Here is a 22655-nt window from a genome sequence, read left to right as displayed (position 1 = left end):
GCAACGTCACTCCACCGGAAAGGCAAGACCATGTACCAACCTCGTTTGACTCCCCTCGCGCGCGCCGTCGGCAGCGCCGTGTTCCTGCTGTCGCTGGCGCAGGCGCCCGCCACGGCGGCAGACATGCCTGCCGCGCCGGCCGCGGCGCACACGGCCTTCAACGTTCCGGCCGGCGAGCTGTCCGCCGCCATCGCCAGCTTTGCCATCGAGGCAAAGGTGAGCGTGGGCGCGGCGGCCGAACTGCTGCAAGGCATGCGCACGCCGGGCCTGAGCGGCAGCTACACGGTGCCGCAGGCGCTGGCCCGCCTGCTGGCCGGCACGGGCCTGGAAGCACTGCCCAGCGGGGAACGCAGCTACGTGCTGCGCAAGGCGGGCGCCGCATCGCCCGCCGCGCCCATCGCCGCCACACTGGGAGAGGTCGCCGTCAGTTCCAGCGCCCTGCGCGACGGCACCACAGAAGGCAAGCGCAGCTACGCGGGCCTGACCAGCGCCACGCGCCTGAACCTGTCGCTGCGCGAAACGCCGCAAGCCGTCAGCGTCATCACGCGCCAGCAGATCGAAGACCAGGGCTTGAAAACCCTGCAGGACGTGCTGGTGCAATCACCGGGCATCACCGTCGACCATTCCTCGAGCACGCGCGAATACGACCAGGTGTTTTCACGCGGCTTCGAAGTGACCTCGTACATGTTCGACGGTATCCCGACCAGCAAGAACCTGGAAGCGCGCACCTACGACATGGCCATCTACGACCGCGTCGAGATCATCCGCGGCGCCACGGGCCTGATCAGCGGCACGGGCAGCCCTTCTGCCGCCGTCAACCTGGTACGCAAGCGCCCGGGCCGCACGTTTGCCGCCACGGCCGGCGCACAGCTGGGATCATGGGACCGCTACCGCATCGAAGGCGACGTTTCGATGCCCCTGACGGCGGACGGCAAGGTGCGCGCGCGCCTCGTCGCCGCGCATGAAGACCAGCGCTCGTTCATCGACCGCTACCAGCAGAAAAAGGACGTGCTGTACGCCATCGTCGAAGCGGACCTGTCGCCGTCGACGGTGCTCAGCGCCGGCATCAACTACCAGAAGGAAAAGCTCAAGGGCGCGGGGCGCGAATTCCCCGTGTTCTACGCCGACGGCGCGCAGACCCATTTTCCCCGTTCGATGAACGGCACGGCCGCATGGAGCACGTATGACCGCGAACAGAACATGCTGTTCGCCACGCTCGACCACTATTTGGACAACGACTGGATCGCCAAGGTGGCCGTCAGCCGCAGCAGCAACCAGTACGACGCCCTGCAGGGTTTTTCCGGCAACGGCTACCCGGACCGCGTGACGGGCGGCGGCATGAAGCTGTGGCTGGCCAACTGGCACAGCAAGCCGCAACAGACCTCGCTCGACGCGTACGTGAGCGGCCCGTTCCAGGCCTTCGGCCGCCAGCATGAACTGGTGCTGGGCGTGAGCGCCTCGGAACTGAAGACGGATAGCCCCATCTACCCGAACTGGCGCCTCGACGGCTACGACTACACGGTGCCGGACATCCACGCCTGGCATGGCGCCATGCCCGTGCCCGACTACAGCGGCACGCGCCTGGGCTCCTCGTACGACAAGGAGCGGGAAAGCGGCCTGTACTCGACCCTGCGCCTGCGCCCGACGGACGCGCTGTCGGTGATTGTCGGGGCGCGCCTGTCGTACTGGAAGCGCGACATCCGCAGCGATTATTTCAACGACACGGACCTGTACGACGCCATGCGCGAAAACGGCAAGATCACGCCGTATGCGGGCGTGGTCTACGACCTGGGCCAGCACTGGTCGGCCTACGCCAGCTACACCAGCATCTTCACGCCGCAAAGCCAGCGCGACGTCAACAGCCGCTTCCTGGCGCCGCTGGAAGGCAAGAACTACGAAGTGGGCGCCAAGGGCGAATTCTTCGGCGGCAAGCTCACCACCAGCGCGGCCCTGTTCCAGCTGAAGCAGGAAAACCTGGCTGAAGCCGATCCGGGCAACATCTGGATCATCGGCACGGGCGGCGGCTCCTACGCCTATCACACGGTGAAGGGCGCCACCACGCGCGGCTTCGAGGCGGAAATATCGGGCCAGTTGCGCCCCGACTGGCAACTGACGGCCAGCTATGCGTATAACCGCATCCGCAACGCCGCCGGCGAGCGCATCCAGACCAACCAGCCGCAGAACATGGCCAAGCTGTGGACCACGTGGCGCCTGGCGCAGGGCGTGCCTGGCCTGGTACTGGGCGGCGGCGTGAACTGGCAGAGCGATATCTACATGGATGACCGCGGGCCGAACGGCGAACGCTTCACGCAGAAAGCGTATGCGGTGGCGGGACTGATGGCGCAGTACCAGCTCACGCCGCAGCTGATGGCGACCCTGAACGTCAACAACGTCTTCGACAAGAAGTACTACTCGACGGGCATGGGCGGCTACTACGGCGATCCGCGCAACGCCATGCTGTCGCTGCGCTATCAGTTCTGAATGGCTTCACTGGTTTTGAGCAGCGCCTCGACGCCCTCGGGCGCCATGGCGCGGCCCAGGAAATAGCCAAACGCCTCGTCGCAGCCCATCTCGGCCAGCAGTTCCAGCTGCTCGCCGCTTTCCACGCCGCCGGCGATGGTGCGCAGTCCCAGCGTGCGGGCCATCGCCACGATGGCGCGCACCATGGCGCCATCGCCGCCCGGCTTGCCCACGTCGTCGACAAAGCACTTTTCGATCTTCACGGCATCCGTGGGAAAGCGTTTCAGGTAATTGAGCGAAGCGTCGCCCGTGCCGAAATCGCTGATGGCGATCGCCATGCCCAGCTGGCGGAACTGGCGCAGTATCAGTTCGCAGTTCTGGTTGCGGTCGATCAGGATGCCGGCAGCGATTTCCAGCTCGATGCAATGTCCCGGCACGCCGGCCGCCTGCAGCGCGGCGGCGAAATTGCGCGCGATATCGCGCTGGTAGAACTGGCGCGCCGACAGGCTGACGGACACCGTCAGCATCTGCCCCTGGGCGATCCAGCTGCGCGCCTGTTCCACCGCCGTGGCCATCACCCAGGCCCCCACCGGCAGGATCAAGGCGCTTTCCTCCAGTACCGGTAAAAAGTCGAGCGGCATCATCAGACCCAGTTCCGGGTGTTTCCAGCGCAGCAGCGCCTTCACGCCCGTGATCCTGCGCGTCTTCAGGTCCATGCGCGGCTGGTAGAACAACGCGAATTCGTCGCGCTCGAGCGCATGGCGCAGGGCCGTCTCGAGGATGGTGCGCGAATACGATTGCGCCTGCATGCGCGCGGCGTAGCGCAGGCAGGTGCCCGGCGCGTGGCGCTTGGCCGCATACATGGCCAGGTCGGCCTTTTCGATCAGCGCATTGACGTCGTCGTCGTCGTCCGGGTACAGGGCCACGCCCACGCTGGCCGCCACCGACAGGCTGTATTCGCCGATGACGAAGGGCGCGGCGATGGCAGCGACGATCTTCTCGGCCACCCGCTCGGCATCGTGCGCCGTGCGCAATTCCGTCAGCAGGATGATGAATTCATCGCCGCCCTGGCGCGCCACCGTATCGACCTTGCGCACGCACTGCTGCACCCGGCGCGCGAACTCCGTCAGCACCTGGTCGCCCACGTCGTGGCCCAGGCTGTCGTTGATGGATTTGAAGCGGTCGATGTCGACGAACAGCACGGCCAGCAAGCCCTGGTGGCGGCGCGCGTAGGCGATGCCGTGCTCGAAGCGGATCTGGAAATGCAGCCGGTTGGGCAGGCCCGTCAGGCCGTCGTGGTGGGCGATGAATTCCAGCTGCTGCTCGGCGCGCCGGCGGGCCGACACGTCGTGCAGCAGCAGTACCGCGCCGCCCTGCGCCAGCGGCGCGCAGCTGTATTGCACGTCGATGCGCTTGCCGTCGAGGTGGCGCAGCAGCACGGCGCCGCGCGCCACCTCCAGCACTTCCTGCTGCGCCACGCAATCGCGCACCTGGCGCGCCGCATCGATGGGCGTGCCGTCGTGGAACAGCGGCAGCAGCTGCGTCACGGGCTGGCCCAGTCCATCGCCGCCCGGCAGCCCGCCCATGGCGCTGGCGCGGGGATTCAGGTAGCGCACCACGCCCTCCTGGTCGGTGCCGATGACGGCCGCCGGCAGCGCGTGCAGCAGCGCCAGCGCCTCTGCCGCCACCTGCGCCTGCGCCGCCTGCCGCACCACGCCGGTCGCATGGCGCATGCGCCACGTGCGCGCCGCCTGCCACTGGCAGGCCAGCAGCACGCTCAGCACCACGGCCAGACTCAGGCACAGTGCCAGCAGCAGCGCCGTCATGCGTCACCCGGCAGGCGGAAAGTGAGGAACATGGTTTTCCTTTGCAACGCGCGCCATGCGGCCGGGCGCAGATACATGCGGAAAGGAAATAGTATAAGAATTTCGCCGGACTGTTTGCCTGATCGGGCACCGCTTGACTGGCATCAAGCGGCGCGGAGCAAGGCTTGCGTTACGCCAGCGACAGCGTCCGGGCCAGGGCGGCCCCCGCCGGCGCAGCCGCGCCGGACGTGCCATGCAGCTTGAAGATGCTGACGGCGTCGGCCAGGCTGGCCGCCTGCTGCTGCAGCGCGTCCGCGGCGGCGGCGGCCTGCTCCACCAGGGCCGCATTCTGCTGCGTCACACCGTCCATCTGGCTGATGGCGATGCTGATCTGCTCGATGCCGTCGCGCTGCTCCACGCTGGCCACGGCGATCTCGCCGATGATGGCGTTCACGCGCTGCACGCTGCTCACCACGTCGTCCATCGTGCGCCCCGCCTGGCCGGCCAGCACGCTGCCCTCTTCCACCGTGCGCACGGATTCGCCGATCAGCTGCTTGATCTCGCGCGCCGCCTCTGCCGAGCGCTGCGCCAGGCTGCGCACTTCCGTCGCCACCACGGCGAAGCCGCGTCCCTGCTCGCCCGCGCGCGCCGCTTCCACGGCCGCGTTCAGGGCCAGGATATTCGTCTGGAACGCGATGCCGTCGATGACGGCGATGATGTCGACGATGCGCTTCGACGAGGCATTGATATGGCTCATGGTCTGCACCACCTGCGCCACGGCCTCGCCGCCGCGCTGCGCCACGTCGGACGCGCCGCCGGCCAGCTGGCGCGCCTGGTCCGCATTGTCGTTATTCTGCCGCACGGTGGAAGTGAGCTCGATCATCGAGGCGGCCGTTTCTTCCAGCGAGCTGGCCTGCTCCTCCGTGCGCGACGACAGGTCCATATTGCCGCTGGCGATTTCGCCGGACGCCGTGGCGATGGCGTCCGTGCCGGCGCGCACCCGTCCCACGATGGCGGCCAGGTTGCCGCTCATCGCTTTCAAGGCGCGCAGCAGGTCGCCGATTTCATCGCGGCTGCTGTCGGCCACCACGGCGCGCAAGTCGCCGGCCGCCACCTGCTGGGCGATGCCCACGGCCGCGCCCAGCGGCACCGTGATGCTGCGGATCAGCCACCACACGGTGGCGGACCCCACAACCAAAGTCACAAGCACGGTGGCCAGCATGGCGATGCTGGCGCTGCGGTGCGCCGCGTCATCCTGCTCCTTCATCTGCGCCATCAGGCTGTGCGACTGCTTGCCGATGGCCGTGACGATGGCGTCGATCTGGCGCGTCGGTTCGCGGTCCATGCCCTTGACCAGCGCATCGACGGCCTGCGCGCTGTCGGCGCGCGCGCCGTCATACTTTTGCAGCGCCGCCAGGTAGCTGACGCCCAGCGCGTCGTGCGCCTGCATGGCTTGCGCCACGGGCGCCGTATCGAGCTTCAGCGCGGCCATCATGGTTTGCAGGCCCGCCAGTTCCTTGCGCGTCTGCGCGCCGCTGGCAACGAACGCTTCGCGGTAGCGCTGGAAGGCGGCCGCGTCGCCGCCGCGCAGCAGGATGTTTTTCCATTCCTGTACCTGGATCTTGAATTCCACCTGCGCGCTGCGCGCCGCGTCGACCGCTTCCGTCAGGGCCACGGAACGCTGCATGGCGTCCGCGCTGCGCACGCTGGCCGCGTCGAGCGCGCTCCAGCCGCGCACGCCGACGAACACCAGCGCGAGAAAGAAGAAGGCGCCCAACAGACCCAGGCGGACGGAGATTTTCAGATTCGCGAGTTGCATGTGTTTCTCCTTGCGGCAAGAACAGGATGGCAACAAAGGGGTTGCCAAAACTATCCAATTCTCACCAAATGGGGAAATCATGCAGCGTGCCCCGTGAAAAACCAAGCGGCGCTTTCGCTAGTGAAACACTTTCAGCATAGAAACAACAAATTACACAGAAAGATTAACTGTCTGGCCATATTGCCACGCGTGCAGCATGGTCGGGCCGGCAATCTTGTCGCAGGGCTAGCGCGCCGCCTCGGCCGCACCTGCGAACTCCGCGCGCAGCAGCGGATACAGGCGCCGGTAGCGCGCCAGGCGCTCGTCGAGCACGGCGGACGCCTGCGGCGCGATGGTTTCCTGCACCGCAGGCCGCGTGCACACCTGGGACGGCGGCAAGCCCGTCACCGCCATCTGCGCCAGGCGCGCCGCACCCAGGGTGCCGCCCGCCACGCCGTGGTCGTGGCGCAGCACGTGCAAGCCCGAGGCAGTCGCGCACAGCTGCGCCCAGAAGCGGCTGCGCGAACCGCCGCCCACGAACGACGCTTCGCGCAGCTGCGTGCCGGCGCTGCGCAGGGCCGCATTGCCGTCGGCCATGGCAAAGGCCACGCCTTCCATCACGCTATAGGCCAGTTCCGCGCGCCCGTGTTCCGTCGACAGGCCAAAGAACACGCCGCGCGCCGTGGCGTCATTGTGCGGCGTGCGCTCGCCGCTCAAATACGGCAGGAAGATGGGCGCCGTGCGCGCCTCGACGCCTTCGGCCAGGGTCACCAGTTCTCCGATGTCGGCCGACTGCGTCAGCCGCGCCACCCAGGCAAGGCTGGACGCGGCGCTGAGGATCACGCTCATCTGGTGCCAGCGTCCGGGCAGGCAATGGCAGAACGCATGCACGCCCTGGCCCGGATTGGGCGCAAAGCCGTCGCTGCCGGCAAACAGCACGCCGGACGTGCCCAGCGACAGCAGGCCGGCGCCCGGCTCCACCACGCCCAGGCCCACGGCGGCAGCCGCGTTGTCGCCCGCGCCGCCGGCCAACAGCACCGCGTGCGCGATGCCCCATTCCTGGCACAGGGACGGGCGCACCTGCGCGGCGGCGGCGCTGCCTTCGACGAGGCGCGGCATGTGTTCGCGCGTCAGGCCTGTCGCGGCCAGCATGCGTTCGGACCAGTCGCGCCTGGCCACGTCCAGCCACAGGGTACCGGAAGCGTCGGACATGTCGGATACGTACTCGCCCGTCAGGCGCAAGGCCACGTAATCCTTGGGCAGCAGGACCTTGGCCGTGGCGCGGAACATCGCCGCTTCGTGCTTTCGCAGCCACAGCAGCTTGGGCGCCGTGAAGCCCGGCATGGCCTGGTTGCCCGTGATGGCGCGCGACTCGGGCACCAGCGCCTCGAGCTCCGCGCATTCGGCAAACGCGCGCGTGTCGTTCCACAGGATGGCCGGGCGCAGCACGTGCTGCTGCTTGTCGAGCAGGGTGGCGCCGTGCATCTGGCCCGACAGCGCGATGCCGCGCAAGCCGGAAAACGCCACGGGCTGCGCGGCGCGGATGGCGGCGATCACGTCCAGGGTGGCGCGCCACCAGTCTTCGGGATGCTGTTCCGACCAGCCGGGACGGGGGCTGGCGACGCGCAGGGCCACGCCGCTGCTGGCGAGGATGGCCTGCGCATCATCGGTGAGGATGGCCTTGACTTCGGAAGTGCCGATATCGATACCGAGATAGGTCACGATGGTTCCATGAAAAGTGAATGGGCGGCCGCGCGCGGCGGCGATGTCACCGTATGGTAATCGCCCGGCGCCGCCGGCAGCGCGCCTTTCCGCATACTTTTCCGCACTTTGCCGATACGCGCCAGCCAGCGCCGTCAGCCATGCTGGCGGAAGTCGCGCCGGTACACATTCGTGTCCTTGCCATCGGGCGGCAGCCGCGCAAAGCGTTCGAAACGCAGTCCCAGCTTGTTGAGCAGATTGTTCGACGCCTGGTTCTGCGGCGAGGTGATGCCATACACGGTGGGCAGGCCCAGCACGTGCTGCGCATGGCGCATGACGGCGGCAGCCGCCTCGTAGGCATAGCCCTGCCCCCAGTAGGCGGGCAGGAGGGCGTAGCCGATGTCGGGACCGGGCAGGCTGGCGCGCAGTATCAGGCCGCAGATGCCCATGGCCATGCCGTCGCTGCGCCGTTCGACGATGCAGAAGGAATAGCCATGCTGGCGGAACTGCGCCATCGCGCCCGCCTCCAGGGCTGCGCGGGCCGCTTCCACGGTGTGCAGATTGCGCTGGCCGATATTGGCGACCCACGACGGGTCGTTCACCAGTTTCAGGTAGAACGCCGCATCGTCGGCAGCAACGGTGCGCAGCCGCAGCCGCGGCGTCTCGATGACCGTCATGGCGCCGCTCATGCCGGCCACTGCATCGGATCGCTGAGCAGCTGGTACATCACGTAGGCGTCGACATAGCCCAGCTGCGCGTGGCGGTAGGCCAGCGGCAGGGTGGCGACCACGCTGAAGCCCAGCTTTTTCCACAGGGTGACGGCAGCCAGGTTGGTGCTGACGACGAAGTTGAACTGCATCGCCAGGTAGCCGGCGCGGCGCGCTTCTTCCATGCAGTGCACGCCCAGCAGGCGGCCCACGCCCACGCCCTGCGCGGCCGGGTCGACCATGAACGAGGCATTGGCCACGTGCGATCCGTGGCCCGGCGGGTTCGCCACCAGCTTGTACATGCCCAGCAGGCGCTCCGTGCCCATCATGGCGACAAAGCTTTGCACGCCGGGGCCGAACCAGTAGGCGTGGCACTCTTCGCGCGAGGTATCGGCGGGGAAGGTGTAGGTGTCGCCGCCGGCCACCAGCGTCTGGAAAATCGGCCACATGGCCTCGAAGTCGGATTCCTGGGCGGGACGGATGTCAATTTCTTTCAAGGTAAAGCTCCGGCAAACAAGTTACGCTGATTGTCAGTGATTTGGACAGGGCCGTCCAGCCGTGCACGCGCGCAGGCGCGCCGGCGTCAACGCCCCAGGCGGAAATCCACGCTGTCCGGGCGGCCCGGCAGATGCAGGCGCGATTGCGCGCGCGGCGCCTCGCTGACGATGTTCCCCCGCCGCAGCACCAGGCGCCGCGCCGCGCGCAGGCGCAGCGCTTCCACGGTACTGCCGCAATCGAGGATCAGCAGATCCGCATGGCAGCCGGGCGCGATGCCATAGCCGTCCAGGCCCAGGATGCGCGCCGGCGTTTCCGTCACGGCCAGGAAGCAGTCGTGCATCGCTTGCTGGCCCGTCATCTGCGCCACGTGCAAGCCCATGTGCGCCACTTCCAGCATGTCGCCCGAACCGAGGCTGTACCACGGGTCCATCACGCAGTCGTGGCCAAAGGCGACGGGGATGCCGGCCGCCAGCATCTCGAGCACGCGCGTCATGCCGCGCCGCTTCGGATACGTATCGTGGCGCGCCTGCAGGGTGATGTTGATGAGGGGGTTGGCAATCGCCGCCACGCCCGCCTCGCGGATCAGGGGCAGGAGCTTGCTCACATAATAATTGTCCATCGAGTGCATGGACGTCAGGTGCGAACCCGTGACCCTGCCCTGCATGCCCAGGCGCTGGCTGTGGAAGGCCAGGGTTTCGATGTGGCGCGACAGCGGATCGTCCGACTCGTCGCAATGCATGTCGACCATCAGGCCCCGCTCGCAGGCAAATTCGCACAGCAGGCGCACGGATTCCGCGCCGTCGGCCATCGTGCGCTCGAAATGCGGGATGCCGCCCACCACGTCGACGCCCATGGCAATCGCGCGCTTCAGGTTGTCGAAGGCGCCGGGGCTGCGCAGGATGCCATCCTGCGGAAAGGCCACCAGCTGCAGGTCCAGGTAGGGCGCCACCTGGCGTTTCACATCGAGCAGCGCTTCCACGGCCAGCAGGCGCGGGTCGCAGATATCCACGTGCGAGCGGATGGCCAGCAAGCCGCGCGCCACGGCCCAGTCGCAATACTGCAGGGCGCGCTCCACCAGTGCATCCTGCGTCAGCTGCGGTTTCAGCTCGCCCCACAGGGCAATGCCTTCCAGCAAAGTGCCGGACGCGTTCACGCGCGGCAAGCCATAGCTGAGCGTGGCGTCCATGTGGAAGTGCGCGTCGACGAACGGCGGCGTGACCAGGTCGCCGGCCGCATCGATCTCCCGCGCGCCCGTCACGGGCAAGGCGGGGCCGACGGCGGCGATGCGGCCGCCGTCAATGGCGATATCGATGGCGCGGCGCCCATCGGGCAGGCTGGCATTGCGGATGACTAGGTCCATGCGGACACTCCTTCGGTTGACTACGGTGCCTGGCGCTGCCAGCTGATTGCCATCTTATCCACTTCCCCGCAATGCTGCAGTGCAAGAACGTAGCTACTCCCAAAAGCGTAGCCATAGATTCGTTGGCAACACCTTGCGCGTGCGCAAACTTCCTGCAAATGCTGCCGGGCCCATGAATGGGGCGGGCAGGCGCCGCACGGGTTAAATAAAATAACTTTCAACTAACTCGAATCACCGCTAGAATATTCATATTGCGTTGCATCATAATCAGGCTCTGACCCGTTACTCAGCACGCTACCCACTTTACAAAACGCGGCCAACTCTGGTTTTCGGGATTTTGCAGAGCGTTTTGCCAGCATTTTAATCCGTACAAAGGAGTAAATATGTTTCCGCTTCCAGAACAAATTTCCAGCGCCGCCAAATCGCAACTGGAAAGCCAGCTGCAGATCTTCAGCACCCTGACCAGCAAAGTCTTCGAAAGCGCCGAAAAGATCATCGCCCTGAACCTGAACGCCGGCAAGGCGGCCCTGTCGCAGACGGCGGAAACGGCGCAGCACCTGCTGGAAACGCAGGATCCGCGCGATTTCTTCAGCTACAGCAGCAGCCAGGCGCAGCCGAATATCGAAAGCGTGCTTGCGTACAGCCGCCAGCTGTTCGGCATCGCCTCGAGCACCCAGGCTGAATTGCTGGCCTCGGCCAAGGCCCGCCTCGATGCGGCCGTCCCTGCTGCCGCTCCCGCTGCCGTCGCCGCCAAGCCCGTGCTGGCCGTCGTCGCGCCTGCACCGAAGCCGGCCGCCGCGCCCGCACCGGCGCCCGTAGCCGCAGCGCCTGCGCCCGCCGCCAAGCCCGCCGAAGCGGCCAAGGCAGCGCCCGTCCCAGCCGCCGCACCGGCAGCCAAGCCGGCAGTTGTCCCCGCCAAGGCGGCCGAGAAGGTCGCCGACAAGGTCGCCGAGAAAGCCGTGGCCAGCAAGGCCGTGGCCGACAAGCCCGCCGTGAAAGCGGCCGAAGCCAAGCCGGCAGCCAAGCCCGCACCGGCGCCCGCCGCCGCGCCAGCAAAAGCGGCCGCGCCGGCCCCGGCCAAGTCATTTCCTGCAAGCAAACCAGTCGCCAAGCCGGCCAGCGCCGCCGGCAAGACCGTGGCCAAGGTCGCCGTGAAGCCGGCAGCCAAGCCAGCGCCCAAGGGCGCGCCATCGAAGCAGCTCGACATGCTGGGCGGCGGCAAAGGCAGCAGCCGCAAGTAAGCCAGCAGTCAAGCCTGCAGTTCCAGGCAGCGGCGCCGCATCGCGCAAAACAACGGGCTACGGCCCGTTTTTTGCGTGCCCGTCCACAGCGCGCTTTTCCGCCTTGTTGTATCCTACGCGTACTTTCCGTCCGCGTGCCCGTCCTTCCGCCCCGCGACACCCCATTATTCAAAACAAAAGGTAACCATGAGTTTATCGAGGCTCATCGCCGGCTTCGTGCGTCAGCATTGGCCGGCGTATGCCGCCGCTGCCGTCATGCTGACCGGCGTGGCAACACTGACCGTCTGGATCCCGCGCCGCGTGGGCGCCATCATCGACGCGCTGGCCGCGCACCGCATGACGGCGGCCGAACTGTGGCTGGAGCTGCTGACCCTGCTCGCCGTCGGCGTCGTCATCTACTTCCTGCGCGTGGGCTGGCGCATCACGCTGTTCAAGGCCGCCTACCAGCTGGGCGTGATGCTGCGCACGCGCTTCTACACGCGCATGTCGCAGCAGGGCGCGTCGTTTTACCAGAACCAGCGCACGGGCGACCTGATGGCGCTGGCGACGAACGACATCGACGCCATCGAAATGGCCGCCGGCGAAGCCATGCTGGCCGGCTTCGACGGCACCCTGACCCTGCTGATGGTGCTGGGCATCATGCTGCTGGGCGTGGACTGGCGCCTGGCCTGCATCGCCCTCCTGCCCTTCCCCCTGATGGGACTGGCCTTCTGGCGCATCTCCAGCCATATCCACACGGCGTCGACGGATTCGCTGAAACGCTTTTCCGCGCTGAACGACCATGTGCAGGAATCGCTGTCGGGCGTGCGCACCCTGCGCGCGCTGGGCCTGGAAGAGCGCAGCAGCAAGCAGTTTTCCACCCTGGCCGGCCACGCGGCCAATGCCAGCCTGACGGCGCAGCGCTGGGAAGCGGCGTACGAACCGGCCGTCGGCCTGACCCTGACGGCCGCCACGGCGCTGACCCTGGGCCTGGGCGGCTACCTCGTGTGGCAAGACCAGCTGACCATCGGTGCGCTGACGAGCTTTTCCATGTACCTGGGCCAGCTGATCTGGCCCATGTTCGCCGCCGGCTGGGTGCTGTCCCTGATCGAACGGGGCCGCGCCGCCTGGCAGCGCCTGCAGCCGATGCTCGACGCGCCGCTGGCCATCGACGACCATGGCAGCATCGACACCCTCACGCCCGGCCCCTTGCAATTGCAGGATATCGGCTTTGCGTATGCGGGCCAGACGGCGCCCGCGCTGTCCGGCATCTCGCTGCGCCTGCAACCGGGCCAGACTTTGGGCCTGGTGGGTCCCACGGGCAGCGGCAAGTCGACCCTGCTGCGCGTGCTGCTGCGCCAGGTCACGCCGCAATCGGGCACGGCCACGTGGAATGGCCAGCCGCTCGACGCCTACACCCTGCAAGCGCTGCGCGCGGCCATCAGCTGGGTGCCGCAGGAGTCCTTCCTGTTCTCCGCCACCATCGCCGACAATATCGCGCTGGCCCGTCCCGGCGCCACGCGCGAGGAAGTGGAACGGGCGGCGCAACTGGCCGACATCCATGCGGACATCCTGCAATTCCCCGACGGCTACCAGACCCACGTGGGCGAAAAGGGCATCACCCTGTCCGGCGGCCAGCGCCAGCGCGTGGCCATTGCCCGCGCCCTGCTGGCCGACAACGGCTTGCTGCTCCTGGATGATGCGCTGTCGGCCGTCGACACGGGCACGGAAACGCGCATCCTGCAGCACCTGGAAGAATTGCGCAGCAAGCGCCCCGAGCGCAGCGCCATCATCGCCAGCCACCGCCTGAGCGCCGTCGTCAACGCAGACCTGATCCTGGTGCTGCGCGATGGCCACGTGACGGAAACGGGCAACCACGACGCGCTGATGCAGCGCGACGGCTGGTACGCCAGCCAGTGGCGCTATCAACAACTGGAGGCCAGCCTCGATGCCATCTAAGAAGAACGACCAAGCCGCCACCGCCACGCAATCCGTGCGCCGCCAGGCCGCGCAAGCGATCGGCCTGCTGCGCCGCGCCGCCGCGCCCGACCTGCGCCACCTGTACTGGGCCACGTTCTGGCTGATCCTCGCCGCCGCCCTGGAAGTGACGGGGCCGATCCTGGGCAAGGCCCTGATCGACCAGCATCTGCTGCCGCGCAACCTGGACTGGACGCGCATGTCCCTGCTGCTGGGCGGCTGCCTGCTGACGGGCTGGGTCGCTTCCGGCCTGCGCTATCTGCAGCTGGTGCGCCTGTCCGGCCTGGCCATGCGCTCGGTGCAGCGCCTGCGCGAAACCGTCTACCAACACGTGCTGCGCCTGCCCATGGCCTTCTTCGACCGCGCCATCACGGGCCAGCTGGTCAGCCGCGTCACGAACGACACGGAAGCCGTGAAATCGCTGTACGTGCAGGTGCTGTTCGTCATCCTCGACAGCTCCATCGTGCTGGTCGGCACCATGGCCGCCATGGCCTTCCTCGACTGGCGGCTGATGCTGATCGTGCTGGCCCTGCTGCCTGCCGTGCTGGTCATCGTCTTCCTGTACCAGCGCTGGAGCGCGCCGGCCGTCACGCGCGCGCGCGCCCTGCGCAGCGAAATCAACGGACAGATCGCCGAATCGATCGGCGGCATGAGCGTGCTGCAGGCGAACAATGCGGAAAAGCGCTTCGGCGCGCGCTTCACGGGCATCAACCAGGACCACTACACGGCGCGCATGCAGGAATTGCGCGCCAACGCCTGGCTGCTGCGCCCCGCGCTCGACATGCTCAACATCGTGCTGCTGGCCGTCGTCATCTTCAGCTTCGGCCGGCGCGAAATGGGCGCAGTGGAAGTGGGCGTGCTGTATGCGTTCATCAGCTACATCGCGCGCGTGATCGAGCCGCTGATCCAGATCACCATGCAGTTCAGCCAGCTGCAGCAGTCGGTGGTGGCCACGGCCCGCGTCTCGGCCCTGCTGGACGAAGCGCAGGCGCTCGAACACGCGCCGGGCAAGGCCGCCTCCGCCACCCGGCATGGCGCCAGCGACGGCAGCACGCCCGCCGTGGACATCGCGCACCTGACCTTTGCCTACGTGGAAAACCAGCCCGTGCTGCACGACCTGTCGCTGACCATCCCGCAGGGCGCGTTCTTCGGCATCGTCGGCCACACGGGCAGCGGCAAGTCGACCTTGCTGTCCCTGCTGCTGCGCTTTTATCCCGTCGCCCAGGGCAGCATCGCCATCAACGGCGTCGCCCTCGACAACATCGACAACGAGCGTTTCCGCGCCGACGTGGGCCTGGTGCCGCAAGACCCCTTCCTGCTGGCCGCCTCGGCGCGCGAAAACATCGACATGGGCCGCGGCTACACGCAGGCGCAGATCGAGGCGGCCGCGCGCGCCGCGCATGCGCACGACTTCATCGCCGCGCTGGAACACGGCTACGACACGCCGCTGGGCGAAGGCGGCTCGCGCCTGTCGTCGGGGCAGAAGCAGCTGATCGCCATTGCCCGCGCGCTGGCCGGCCAGCCGCGCATCCTGCTGCTGGACGAAGCGACGTCGCGCATCGATAGCCAGACGGAGCAGATCGTGCAGCTGGCCCTCAATGAATTGCGCGGCAAGGTGACCATCATCGCCATCGCCCACCGCCTGTCGACCATCCGCGAAGCCGACCGGATCATCGTGCTCAACCACGGCCGCATCACGGAAGCGGGGCCGCACGACGCGCTGATGCAGATCGAGGGCGGCCTGTACCAGCGCCTGTATCTGCTGCAGCAGCTGGCGCAATAATATTGTTTTGTCAATGCCGGCAGTGTGCACTTTCGCAAATTTCTGCGCCCCGCATGATATTTCTTGATTGCAACAGAATATAATCAGTTGCAGACAGTGGGTCATTGCGGGGGCGGGAAGTTGGCAGGCAGACAGAGACGGGCATCGTGGCGAAAGGCGCATTGGCTGCTGGTACTGGCCTGCCTGCTGCCGCCTGCCATCCATGCCCAGGTGGGCAACCTTGAACAGCAGATCGCCGCCGTGCGCGAGGATGGCCGCTTCGTGCCCGCGCGCGCCCTGCAGCGCCTGCAAGAGGTGGAAACGCAGGCGCGCAGCGCGCCCCTGCCCGTGCGCGCGGAATTCCTTACCCAGCTGAGCACCGTCCGCATGCGCCTGGGACAGAACGACCTCGCCATGCAACTGGCCGAGGAGCTGATCGCCTACGCCCGCCTGAACAAGAACGACGTGGCGCTGGCGAAAGGCATGCTATGCAAGGCCTACATCACGTTTGCCATGAACGAACGCCGCGCCTCGCACCTGCTGGCCTTTGAAGCGGAACGCATCGCCAACCGCACGGACGACCTGCCCGTGCGCGTGCAGGCGACCATCAGCGCGGGCCAGTCGTGGGCCGAGGAAGGCAATTTCCCGTTTGCGCTGGCCAAGCTGCAGGCGGCCGTCGACCTGGCGCGCCAGAGCAGCTCCCCCACCAGCCTGGCAGCGGCCCTGAATGCCCTCACCCTGCTGTACACGCAGATGCGCGAATACGACAAGGGTTTCGAGGTGCTCGATGAATTGCTGGCCGTGTCCAGCACCCTGGCATCGCCGGGCCGCATGGCGCAGGCAAAGAATACGGAGTACGGGCTGGCGCTCGACGCGCAGCAGCCGCAGCGGGGCCAGCGCGCCCTGCTGGCGGCCCTGGCGCTGGAACGCCAGCTGGACGCCCGCGGCATGGTGGCCGTTACCCTCGTCAACCTGTCGGACAGCTACCTGAAGGAAGGCGACTACGCGCGCGCGCTGCGCTATGCGAATGAAGCCATCACGGCGGGGCGGCTCGTCAACAACGAGCAGGTGGAAGCGACGGCGCGCCTGAACATCGGCCAGGCGCTGATCGGCCAGGGCCGCCTGCAGGAGGGCAAGCAAAGCGTGGCCACGGGCCTGGCCTACTACGAACGCACGGCCAACCAGCCGGACATGCAGGCCGTGCTGCTGGAATACGGCACGGCGCTGGAAAAGGCGGGCGACCTGCGCGGCGCCGTCACCGCGTACCACCGCGAACGCGACATTTCCAACCAGCTGTTCGAAAAGCAGCGGCAGAAGGCCGTGTACGAATTGCAGGAAAAATATGAGGCGGAGAAGAAGCAGCGCCAGATCGAGCTGCTGAGCCGGGAAAACCAGCTCAAGAGCACGGAGATCGACAACCGCCGCCTGCAGCAGCGCGTGTGGTGGCTGCTGGCGCTGGTACTGGCCATGGCGTCCGTCATCGTCGGCTTGCTGTACCGCAAGGTGCGCCATGCGAACGTGCAGCTGAAAGTCAAGAACCAGGAACTCAAGCGCCAAAGCTCGCGCGACCCGCTGACGGCCCTGTACAACCGCCGCCACTTCCAGGAATTCATGCGCAGCCATGCAGGCAAGCCCCAGCAGGCCTACGGCGGCGCCGATGTCGTGGGCGCCCTGTTCCTGCTCGATGTCGACCATTTCAAGCACATCAACGACCGCTACGGCCATGCGGCGGGCGACCTGGTGCTCACCACCATCGCCGAAACCCTGCATGACGTACTGCGCGAAACGGACATGATCGTGCGCTGGGGCGGCGAGGAATTCCTCGCCTTCCTGCCGGCCGTCGCGCGCGACGGACTCGACGATATCGCGCGGCGCATCCTCAACGGCATGGCCGCGCAGGACGTCCACTACCAGGGACAGGCCATCAAGGTGCACGTGTCCGTGGGATTTGCGCCCTATCCGCTGGCGCCGCTGGGACGGCCGCTCACGTGGGAACGCAGCGTCAACCTCATCGACATGGCGCTGTACCTGGCCAAGGCGCACGGGCGCAACCGGGCCTATGGCTTGCGTGGTTTTCAGCAGGTGGAAAGAACGACCCTGGAAGCGGTGGAGCAAGACCTGGAACGCGCGTGGCGCGACGGCTTTGTCGATTTGAGCGTGGTGCTGGGGGGAACGGACGGGCTTGACAATACAAGTACGGCGACGGCGGCGCATGGCAGCCCGGCTGGCGCCAGTGGCGCCGTCGCCGCAGCGGCCATCAGCTGACGGCCGCTGCGGGGGCCGGACCGGCAGCGGCCGGCCCTGGCGCAGTCAGTACGATGATTACTTGTGCGCGGCGTCCTGCATCTTTTCGCCCGCTTTTTCCACTTTCTTGCCCACGGCATCGGCCGCTTCGCTCATTTTCTTGTCGGCGTCTGCGGCGACCTGGTCCATCTTGGCGCCCGTATCGGAAGCGGCCTGGCTCACGGCAGCGTCGGCCTTGGTGGCGGCAGCCTTGATGTCGGCTTCAGCCTTGGCGGCGGCCGCATCGATCTTCTGGCCCGCTTGCTCGGCCGGACCGGCAGCGACATCGTCCTTCTTATGGCAGGCAGCCAGTGCCACGACCATCATCCCGGCGGCGCACACGGTCATCCAATTTTTGCTTACTTTCATGATATTCCCTTTCATTGTTATCAAAAGACACAGATCAGTTCGCAATATACACCGGCCTAAATTTTTCCAGCGTGCGCTAACGCACATAAAAACACGCTTTGACGGCGCATTTGTAAGCAATGGTATCTTGATATCTTTTCAATGTCTCGCTCAATGTGCGGCAGGGGCCGGCCGATAGCCATCCGTCAACGTGTGCAGGAAAGCGATCACGTCGGCGATCTCGCGCTCGTTCAGGGCGGGCGCCTGGCCCGGCTGGCGGTCGAACGGCGCTTCCACGTTCACATTTGCTTCCATTCCCGGCGGCATATCGTTGTATTTGCGCACCTTGCCATTTTTATCCTTTGGATACCATTTCTGCGGCGCCGTGTCGCGCTGCACGTAAAAGCGCAACACCTGCTCCAGGCTGTCAAAGCTGCCGTTGTGGAAAAACACCTTGCGCAGGGCCACGTTGCGCAAGGACGGCGTCTTGAAACTGCCGCAGTATTCCTTGTGCTCCGCCAAGTCGGTGCGGTCCGGGCCGCACAGTCCCAGGTCGAAGTACGCAGGGTCCCCATTCGCCGGCAGCGAGGCATTGCGCGGCACGCCGATATTGATCAAGCCGTAGTCGGTAAATTGGGGGAAGGCGCCGCCGGGGCTGATGCGGCTGATGTGGCAGGACGCGCAATTGCCCTTGTTTTCATCGTTGAACAGGGCCAGGCCGCGCGTTTCCTGCGGCGTCAAGCTGGCCTGCTTGCGCAGGAAGGCGTCGTACTTGCTCGTGTACGGATAGAAATCGGCAGGGCTTTCCTGGAACACTTCCAGCGACATCAGCGCCCAGCGCAGGGCCTGCTCCGGCTGCTCGAAGATATCGTCGCCATACGTCTGGCGGAACTGCGCCGCCAGCGGACCGGCCCGCAGCTTGGCGACCACGGCGGCGCCGTCGCGGTTGCCCATCTCGCGCGGCGACAGCAGGGGCGCCAGCGCCTGTTCGTGGCCGGACTGGGCGCGGCCATCCCAGTTGCGCCCGCCCGTGGGACCCGCGTCGACGCTATCGTCGCCATCGTCGTCGTGATAGTGCTCGGTGAACGCCGGCGCGTTCTGGATGTAGCGCAGCGACGGCGCGGCGCGCGTGCCCGCATCCTTCAATTCCGGGCCGCCCAGCTGCACGGCCAGCGCATTCGGCGGACCGTACGCATGTTCGGGACTGTGGCAGCTGGCGCAGGCCAGCTTGCCCGACACGGACAGGCTGGGTTCAAAAAACATGGCGCGCCCCATCGCCGTCATGGCCGCCACCGAAGGCTGGTGTTTCAGGGTGGGCGCATACGCGCCCGCCAGGTAGGCGGCCGGTGCGGCGGGTGCGTCTTTCTGCGGCGCGGGCCGGCAGGCGGCCAGCAGGCAGGCGGCGCTGATCGCGCCGAGCGTGGCGAGCAGCAGGGAGGGCATCGGTTTCTTCATGGGCTGGCAGCGTAGCAACGGTATGTGACAACTGCGTGACAAGCCCCTGCAAAAAGTAATGTATCAAGTCCGTACATTACGTCATGTAACAGGCGCTGACATGTCACGCAGCTGACATATTGCCTGCCTAGCATGCGACGTTTTCCACCCAGAAGGCATGAACATGAACTTGCACGCAAAAACCTCTTTACGGCCCCTGCCGTTGTTACTGTCGCTGGGCCTGGCCGCCTGCGGCAGCGACTACGCGATCACGCCCAGCACCCAGGGCCAGGTCATCGGCAGCTACTATGAAAACGCCCAGGTGTGCCTGGAGAGCGCCACGACCAAGCTGACGTGCGACAGCGCCTCCGCCGCCGTGCGCACGGCCGCCGACGGTAGCTACACGCTCGACGGCCAGGGCGCCGTGCTGGTGACCATCGGCACGGACGCCATCCGCCACGAAGCCATCGGCGACGTCGGCAGCAAGGTCACGCAAAAACTGCTGCTGCGCGCCCCCAGCGGCCACAGCGCGTTCGTCAGCGCCCTGTCGACGGAACTGGCACAGATCATGGACGGCAACGGCGGCGACTTCGCGGCCGCCAGCAGCAAGCTGGCCGCGCGCCTGGGCGTGTCGGAAGCGGGCCTGGCGTCCGACTTCAACAAGGCCGCCGGCGACGAACTGGCCAAACTGAAGGCGGAAAACGCCAGCGTGACGGCATTGATCGCCAGCGCCAGCGCCCAGGCGGCGCCCGCCGACGCTCTGGCCGCCCTGAATGGCAGCCTGGCGCTGAACAACATCCAGACCATCGTCGTCATCTACGCGGAAAACCGCGGCTTCGACAATCTGTACGGCCTGTTCCCGGGCGCGAACGGCGTGCCGGGCGTCAATCCCACCTCGACCTCATCCTATGTGGCGCAGAAGGACATCGACGGCAGCACCCTGCCCGTGCTGCCGCCCACCTGGGGCGGCATGGCGGCGGCCGGCCAGAGCACCGTCATCACGCAGGCGCAGTCGGCCAACCTGCCGAACAAGCCGTTCCAGATCGACGACGTCAGCAGCCCCCTGTACATGCCGCAATCGGTGATCACGCGCGACCTGGTGCACCGCTTCTATAACAACCAGATGCAGATCAACGGCGGCGCCAACGACAAGTTCGCGGCATATTCCGACGCGGGCGGCCTGACCATGGGCTATTACGACGGCAGCAAGATGCAGCTGTGGGACATCGCCAAGCAGTATGCGCTGGCCGACAACCTGTTCATCGGCGCGTTTGGCGGCTCCTTCCTCACGCACCAGTACCTGATCTGCGCCTGCGCGCCCACCTATCCGAACGCCGACACCTCGGTGGCCAAGGGCTCGATTGCCAAGATCGACGTCGATGCCAACGGTAACTTCGTGCGCCTGACGCCATCCGCCACGGCGCCTGCCACGGTGCTGAACGGCGCGCCCGGCTATGCCAACGACGGCGCGCTGACGCCGGCCGACAGCACAGGCATGTTCTATGCCGTGAACACCATGCAGCCGCCATTCCAGCCCAGCAGCAACGCGCCGGCCTCTGGCGACAGCAGCAAGCTGTATGCGGACACGGGCAAGGCCACCACCCTGCCTCAGCAGACGCAGACGAATATCGGCGACCTGTTGTCGGGCAAGAACATCGACTGGGCCTGGTATGCGGGCGCCTGGAAGGACACGACGGCCCTGGCCACGGCCAGCGCGCGCGGCAGCAGCTTCCCCAGCCCGCCGAACTTCCAGTTCCACCACCAGCCGTTCAATTACTTTGCCAACATGGACCCGGTGAAGGCGCCCGCCTACCGCGCCGCCCACTTGCGCGACTTCGACAGCCAGTTCCTGGCCGATGCCAGCGCCGGCAAGCTGCCGCCCGTAGCCTTCTACAAGCCGCAGGGCAATCTGAACCAGCATGCGGGCTATGCCAGCGTGGCCGATGGCGACGCGCACATCGCCAGCGTCATCGCCCAGCTGAAAAAGAGTCCGCAGTGGAAGAACATGCTGGTCATCGTCACCTACGATGAAAACGGCGGCTTCTACGACCACGCGGCGCCGCCGAAGGGCGACCGCTGGGGTCCGGGCACGCGCGTGCCGGCCATCCTCGTCTCGCCCTACGTGAAGAAGGGACTGGTCGACCACACGCAATACGATTCGGCCTCGATCCTGCGCGCCATCACGCACCGCTTTGCGCTGCCCGTGCTGGACGGCTTGACCACGCGCGACAAGGCGCTGGTGGCCAACGGCGGCAAGCCGATGGGCGACTTCAGCGCCGCGCTGGCCCTGGTGCCGCAAGAGTAATCGCGCCCGCCGGCAGACGCGACGCCCGCCCGGCCTGGCCGCGGCGGGCGTTTTTTATCCCGGTATTATTGGCCCGCTCCCGGGGCCGCATCGAGCAGCGAATGCTCGAGCAATTGCGACAAGGCCGCGCGCAGCGCCTGCGTGCGCGCCGCCAGTTCCGGGCGCTTGTAGCGCTCGGCGGCGATCAGGCTGCTTTCCAGGCACACCCGGTCCGACCTGGCCAGGCAGGCGTCAGCCGCATCGAGCTGGGCGCTGGCCTGCGCCACTTTCACCTTGGCGTCGAGTTCCAGGGTATCGGGATCGTCGCCCCAGCGCTTGACGTACGCGGCCAGGCGCGCGGCGGCCAGATCCGGCTTGCCCCCATCGAGGGCCTGGCTGACGCTGTCCTGCAGCGCCGTCCACGCCTGCGCCCGCTGCTGTTGCCTGTCGCAGGCGGCGGCAGACTTGGTGATGCTTGCCTGCAAGCGCTTGATGTGCGCCGCGGGCGCCTTGGCGCTTTTCAGCACGGCCAGCGCGCTGCGCGCCCCGTCCAGGTCGCACTGCGCCGCCAGCGCCGCGGCGGCCTCGACCTGTTCCGCCACGCTGGCCGGCTTGTCGGCGGGCTTGTTAAAGAACCAGATGCCCGTCAGCACCAGCGCCGCCGCGATCCAGGTGCGCAAGCGCACGGGCGGACGCGGCGGCGGCACCGAACCCCGGGCGGCCGGTTTCGCGGGCGGCGCCTTGGCTGGCGCGGCAGGCGGCGGGACGGGCGGCGGAGCGGGTGCGGGAGCCGGCGCGGGCTGCGGCGCGGAAATGGGAGCAGGCGCAGGAATCGGTGGGGCGACGGGCACCGGCGGCGGCATGCGCGGGACCGGTGGTGGTGGCGCCGCTATTTTCTCGAGCACGGGCGCGGCAGCCACCTGGCGCGCGCCGCAAAACGGGCAATGCGCCACGCGCAGCAGCAGGGTCCGGCCGCAAGCGGCGTTGATGCAAACGTCATTCACTGTTTCAAGCACAT

Annotated in this window: 15 protein-coding genes; 6 read left to right on the top strand and 9 right to left on the bottom strand. The window is 67.0% G+C overall.

Features of this window, described 5'->3' with window-relative positions:
• The first annotated feature begins 30 nt into the window (after positions 1–30).
• Positions 31–2481: a TonB-dependent siderophore receptor gene (locus tag VPH41_RS03645; protein WP_328569002.1), complete on the top strand. Its 2451-nt coding sequence runs from the start codon at positions 31–33 to the stop codon at positions 2479–2481.
• Here the strand turns inward: VPH41_RS03645 and VPH41_RS03640 are convergent.
• From VPH41_RS03640 to VPH41_RS03615, 6 genes are all read right to left on the bottom strand, one after another.
• The gene (locus tag VPH41_RS03640; RefSeq protein ID WP_328569001.1) at positions 2472–4286 is read right to left on the bottom strand and encodes a putative bifunctional diguanylate cyclase/phosphodiesterase; all 1815 of its coding nucleotides are present in this window, start codon (positions 4284–4286) and stop codon (positions 2472–2474) included. The two genes, VPH41_RS03645 and VPH41_RS03640, sit on opposite strands and share 10 nt — an antisense overlap.
• Before the next feature lie 169 nt (positions 4287–4455).
• A complete protein-coding gene (locus VPH41_RS03635; protein WP_328569000.1) occupies positions 4456–6084 on the bottom strand; it encodes a methyl-accepting chemotaxis protein in 1629 nt (542 codons plus the stop codon).
• Between the two features lie 225 nt (positions 6085–6309).
• Positions 6310–7785, bottom strand: a complete 1476-nt coding sequence (xylB, locus tag VPH41_RS03630; RefSeq protein WP_328568999.1) for a xylulokinase — start codon at positions 7783–7785, stop codon at positions 6310–6312.
• Positions 7786–7919: 134 nt separating this feature from the next.
• Entirely contained in the window at positions 7920–8453 is a 534-nt protein-coding gene (locus VPH41_RS03625; RefSeq protein WP_287779750.1) for a GNAT family N-acetyltransferase, read from the bottom strand.
• Positions 8450–8968 carry a GNAT family N-acetyltransferase gene (locus VPH41_RS03620; RefSeq protein ID WP_328568998.1) on the bottom strand — a complete coding sequence of 173 codons (519 nt, stop codon included), beginning with the start codon at positions 8966–8968 and terminating at the stop codon, positions 8450–8452. The genes VPH41_RS03625 and VPH41_RS03620 overlap by 4 nt, the downstream gene beginning before the upstream one ends.
• A gap of 86 nt (positions 8969–9054) precedes the next feature.
• Positions 9055–10329 carry an amidohydrolase family protein gene (locus tag VPH41_RS03615; protein WP_328568997.1) on the bottom strand — a complete coding sequence of 425 codons (1275 nt, stop codon included), beginning with the start codon at positions 10327–10329 and terminating at the stop codon, positions 9055–9057.
• A 383-nt stretch (positions 10330–10712) separates the two neighbouring features.
• Between VPH41_RS03615 and VPH41_RS03610 the strand changes: the two genes are divergently transcribed.
• The 4 genes from VPH41_RS03610 to VPH41_RS03595 all read left to right on the top strand — a co-directional run bounded on the left by VPH41_RS03610 (position 10713) and on the right by VPH41_RS03595 (position 17553).
• On the top strand, positions 10713–11570 hold the full coding sequence (locus tag VPH41_RS03610) for a phasin family protein (protein ID WP_328568996.1): 858 nt from the start codon (positions 10713–10715) through the stop codon (positions 11568–11570).
• A 186-nt stretch (positions 11571–11756) separates the two neighbouring features.
• The gene (locus tag VPH41_RS03605) at positions 11757–13508 is read left to right on the top strand and encodes an ABC transporter ATP-binding protein (RefSeq protein WP_328568995.1); all 1752 of its coding nucleotides are present in this window, start codon (positions 11757–11759) and stop codon (positions 13506–13508) included.
• Positions 13498–15309, top strand: a complete 1812-nt coding sequence (locus tag VPH41_RS03600) for an ABC transporter ATP-binding protein (protein ID WP_328568994.1) — start codon at positions 13498–13500, stop codon at positions 15307–15309. The genes VPH41_RS03605 and VPH41_RS03600 overlap by 11 nt, the downstream gene beginning before the upstream one ends.
• Positions 15310–15519: 210 nt before the next feature.
• Positions 15520–17553 (top strand): sensor domain-containing diguanylate cyclase, encoded by a 2034-nt coding sequence (locus VPH41_RS03595; protein WP_328568993.1) that lies wholly within the window; start codon positions 15520–15522, stop codon positions 17551–17553.
• Positions 17554–17610: 57 nt separating this feature from the next.
• Here VPH41_RS03595 and VPH41_RS03590 read toward each other — a convergent pair whose 3' ends face one another.
• Complete coding sequence (locus tag VPH41_RS03590; protein ID WP_152284406.1) at positions 17611–17940, bottom strand: hypothetical protein; 330 nt, start codon at positions 17938–17940, stop codon at positions 17611–17613.
• Between the two features lie 150 nt (positions 17941–18090).
• Positions 18091–19362: a cytochrome-c peroxidase gene (locus VPH41_RS03585; protein ID WP_328568992.1), complete on the bottom strand. Its 1272-nt coding sequence runs from the start codon at positions 19360–19362 to the stop codon at positions 18091–18093.
• A 175-nt stretch (positions 19363–19537) separates the two neighbouring features.
• Between VPH41_RS03585 and acpA the strand changes: the two genes are divergently transcribed.
• On the top strand, positions 19538–21658 hold the full coding sequence (gene acpA, locus VPH41_RS03580) for an acid phosphatase (RefSeq protein ID WP_328568991.1): 2121 nt from the start codon (positions 19538–19540) through the stop codon (positions 21656–21658).
• A 65-nt stretch (positions 21659–21723) separates the two neighbouring features.
• On the opposite strand, the gene VPH41_RS03575 is transcribed toward acpA, so the two are convergent.
• A complete protein-coding gene (locus VPH41_RS03575) occupies positions 21724–22653 on the bottom strand; it encodes a hypothetical protein (RefSeq protein WP_328568990.1) in 930 nt (309 codons plus the stop codon).
• Between the last annotated feature and the right edge of the window lie 2 nt (positions 22654–22655).

Source organism: Janthinobacterium sp. P210006 (genome assembly GCF_036231885.1).
Lineage (GTDB): Bacteria > Pseudomonadota > Gammaproteobacteria > Burkholderiales > Burkholderiaceae_D > Janthinobacterium > Janthinobacterium violaceinigrum.
This window is presented reverse-complemented; position numbering and strand designations above follow the sequence as displayed.

Excerpts from the sequence above, each read along its gene's own strand:
- VPH41_RS03605 (WP_328568995.1), top strand. The coding sequence starts at position 11,757 with ATGAGTTTATCGAGGCTCATCGCCGGCTTCGTGCGTCAGCATTGGCCG.
- VPH41_RS03615 (WP_328568997.1), bottom strand. The coding sequence starts at position 10,329 with ATGGACCTAGTCATCCGCAATGCCAGCCTGCCCGATGGGCGCCGCGCC.
- VPH41_RS03645 (WP_328569002.1), top strand. The coding sequence starts at position 31 with ATGTACCAACCTCGTTTGACTCCCCTCGCGCGCGCCGTCGGCAGCGCC.
- VPH41_RS03640 (WP_328569001.1), bottom strand. The coding sequence starts at position 4,286 with ATGACGGCGCTGCTGCTGGCACTGTGCCTGAGTCTGGCCGTGGTGCTG.
- VPH41_RS03610 (WP_328568996.1), top strand. The coding sequence starts at position 10,713 with ATGTTTCCGCTTCCAGAACAAATTTCCAGCGCCGCCAAATCGCAACTG.
- VPH41_RS03600 (WP_328568994.1), top strand. The coding sequence starts at position 13,498 with ATGCCATCTAAGAAGAACGACCAAGCCGCCACCGCCACGCAATCCGTG.
- VPH41_RS03625 (WP_287779750.1), bottom strand. The coding sequence starts at position 8,453 with ATGAGCGGCGCCATGACGGTCATCGAGACGCCGCGGCTGCGGCTGCGC.
- VPH41_RS03635 (WP_328569000.1), bottom strand. The coding sequence starts at position 6,084 with ATGCAACTCGCGAATCTGAAAATCTCCGTCCGCCTGGGTCTGTTGGGC.
- VPH41_RS03585 (WP_328568992.1), bottom strand. The coding sequence starts at position 19,362 with ATGCCCTCCCTGCTGCTCGCCACGCTCGGCGCGATCAGCGCCGCCTGC.
- VPH41_RS03590 (WP_152284406.1), bottom strand. The coding sequence starts at position 17,940 with ATGAAAGTAAGCAAAAATTGGATGACCGTGTGCGCCGCCGGGATGATG.
- acpA (WP_328568991.1), top strand. The coding sequence starts at position 19,538 with ATGAACTTGCACGCAAAAACCTCTTTACGGCCCCTGCCGTTGTTACTG.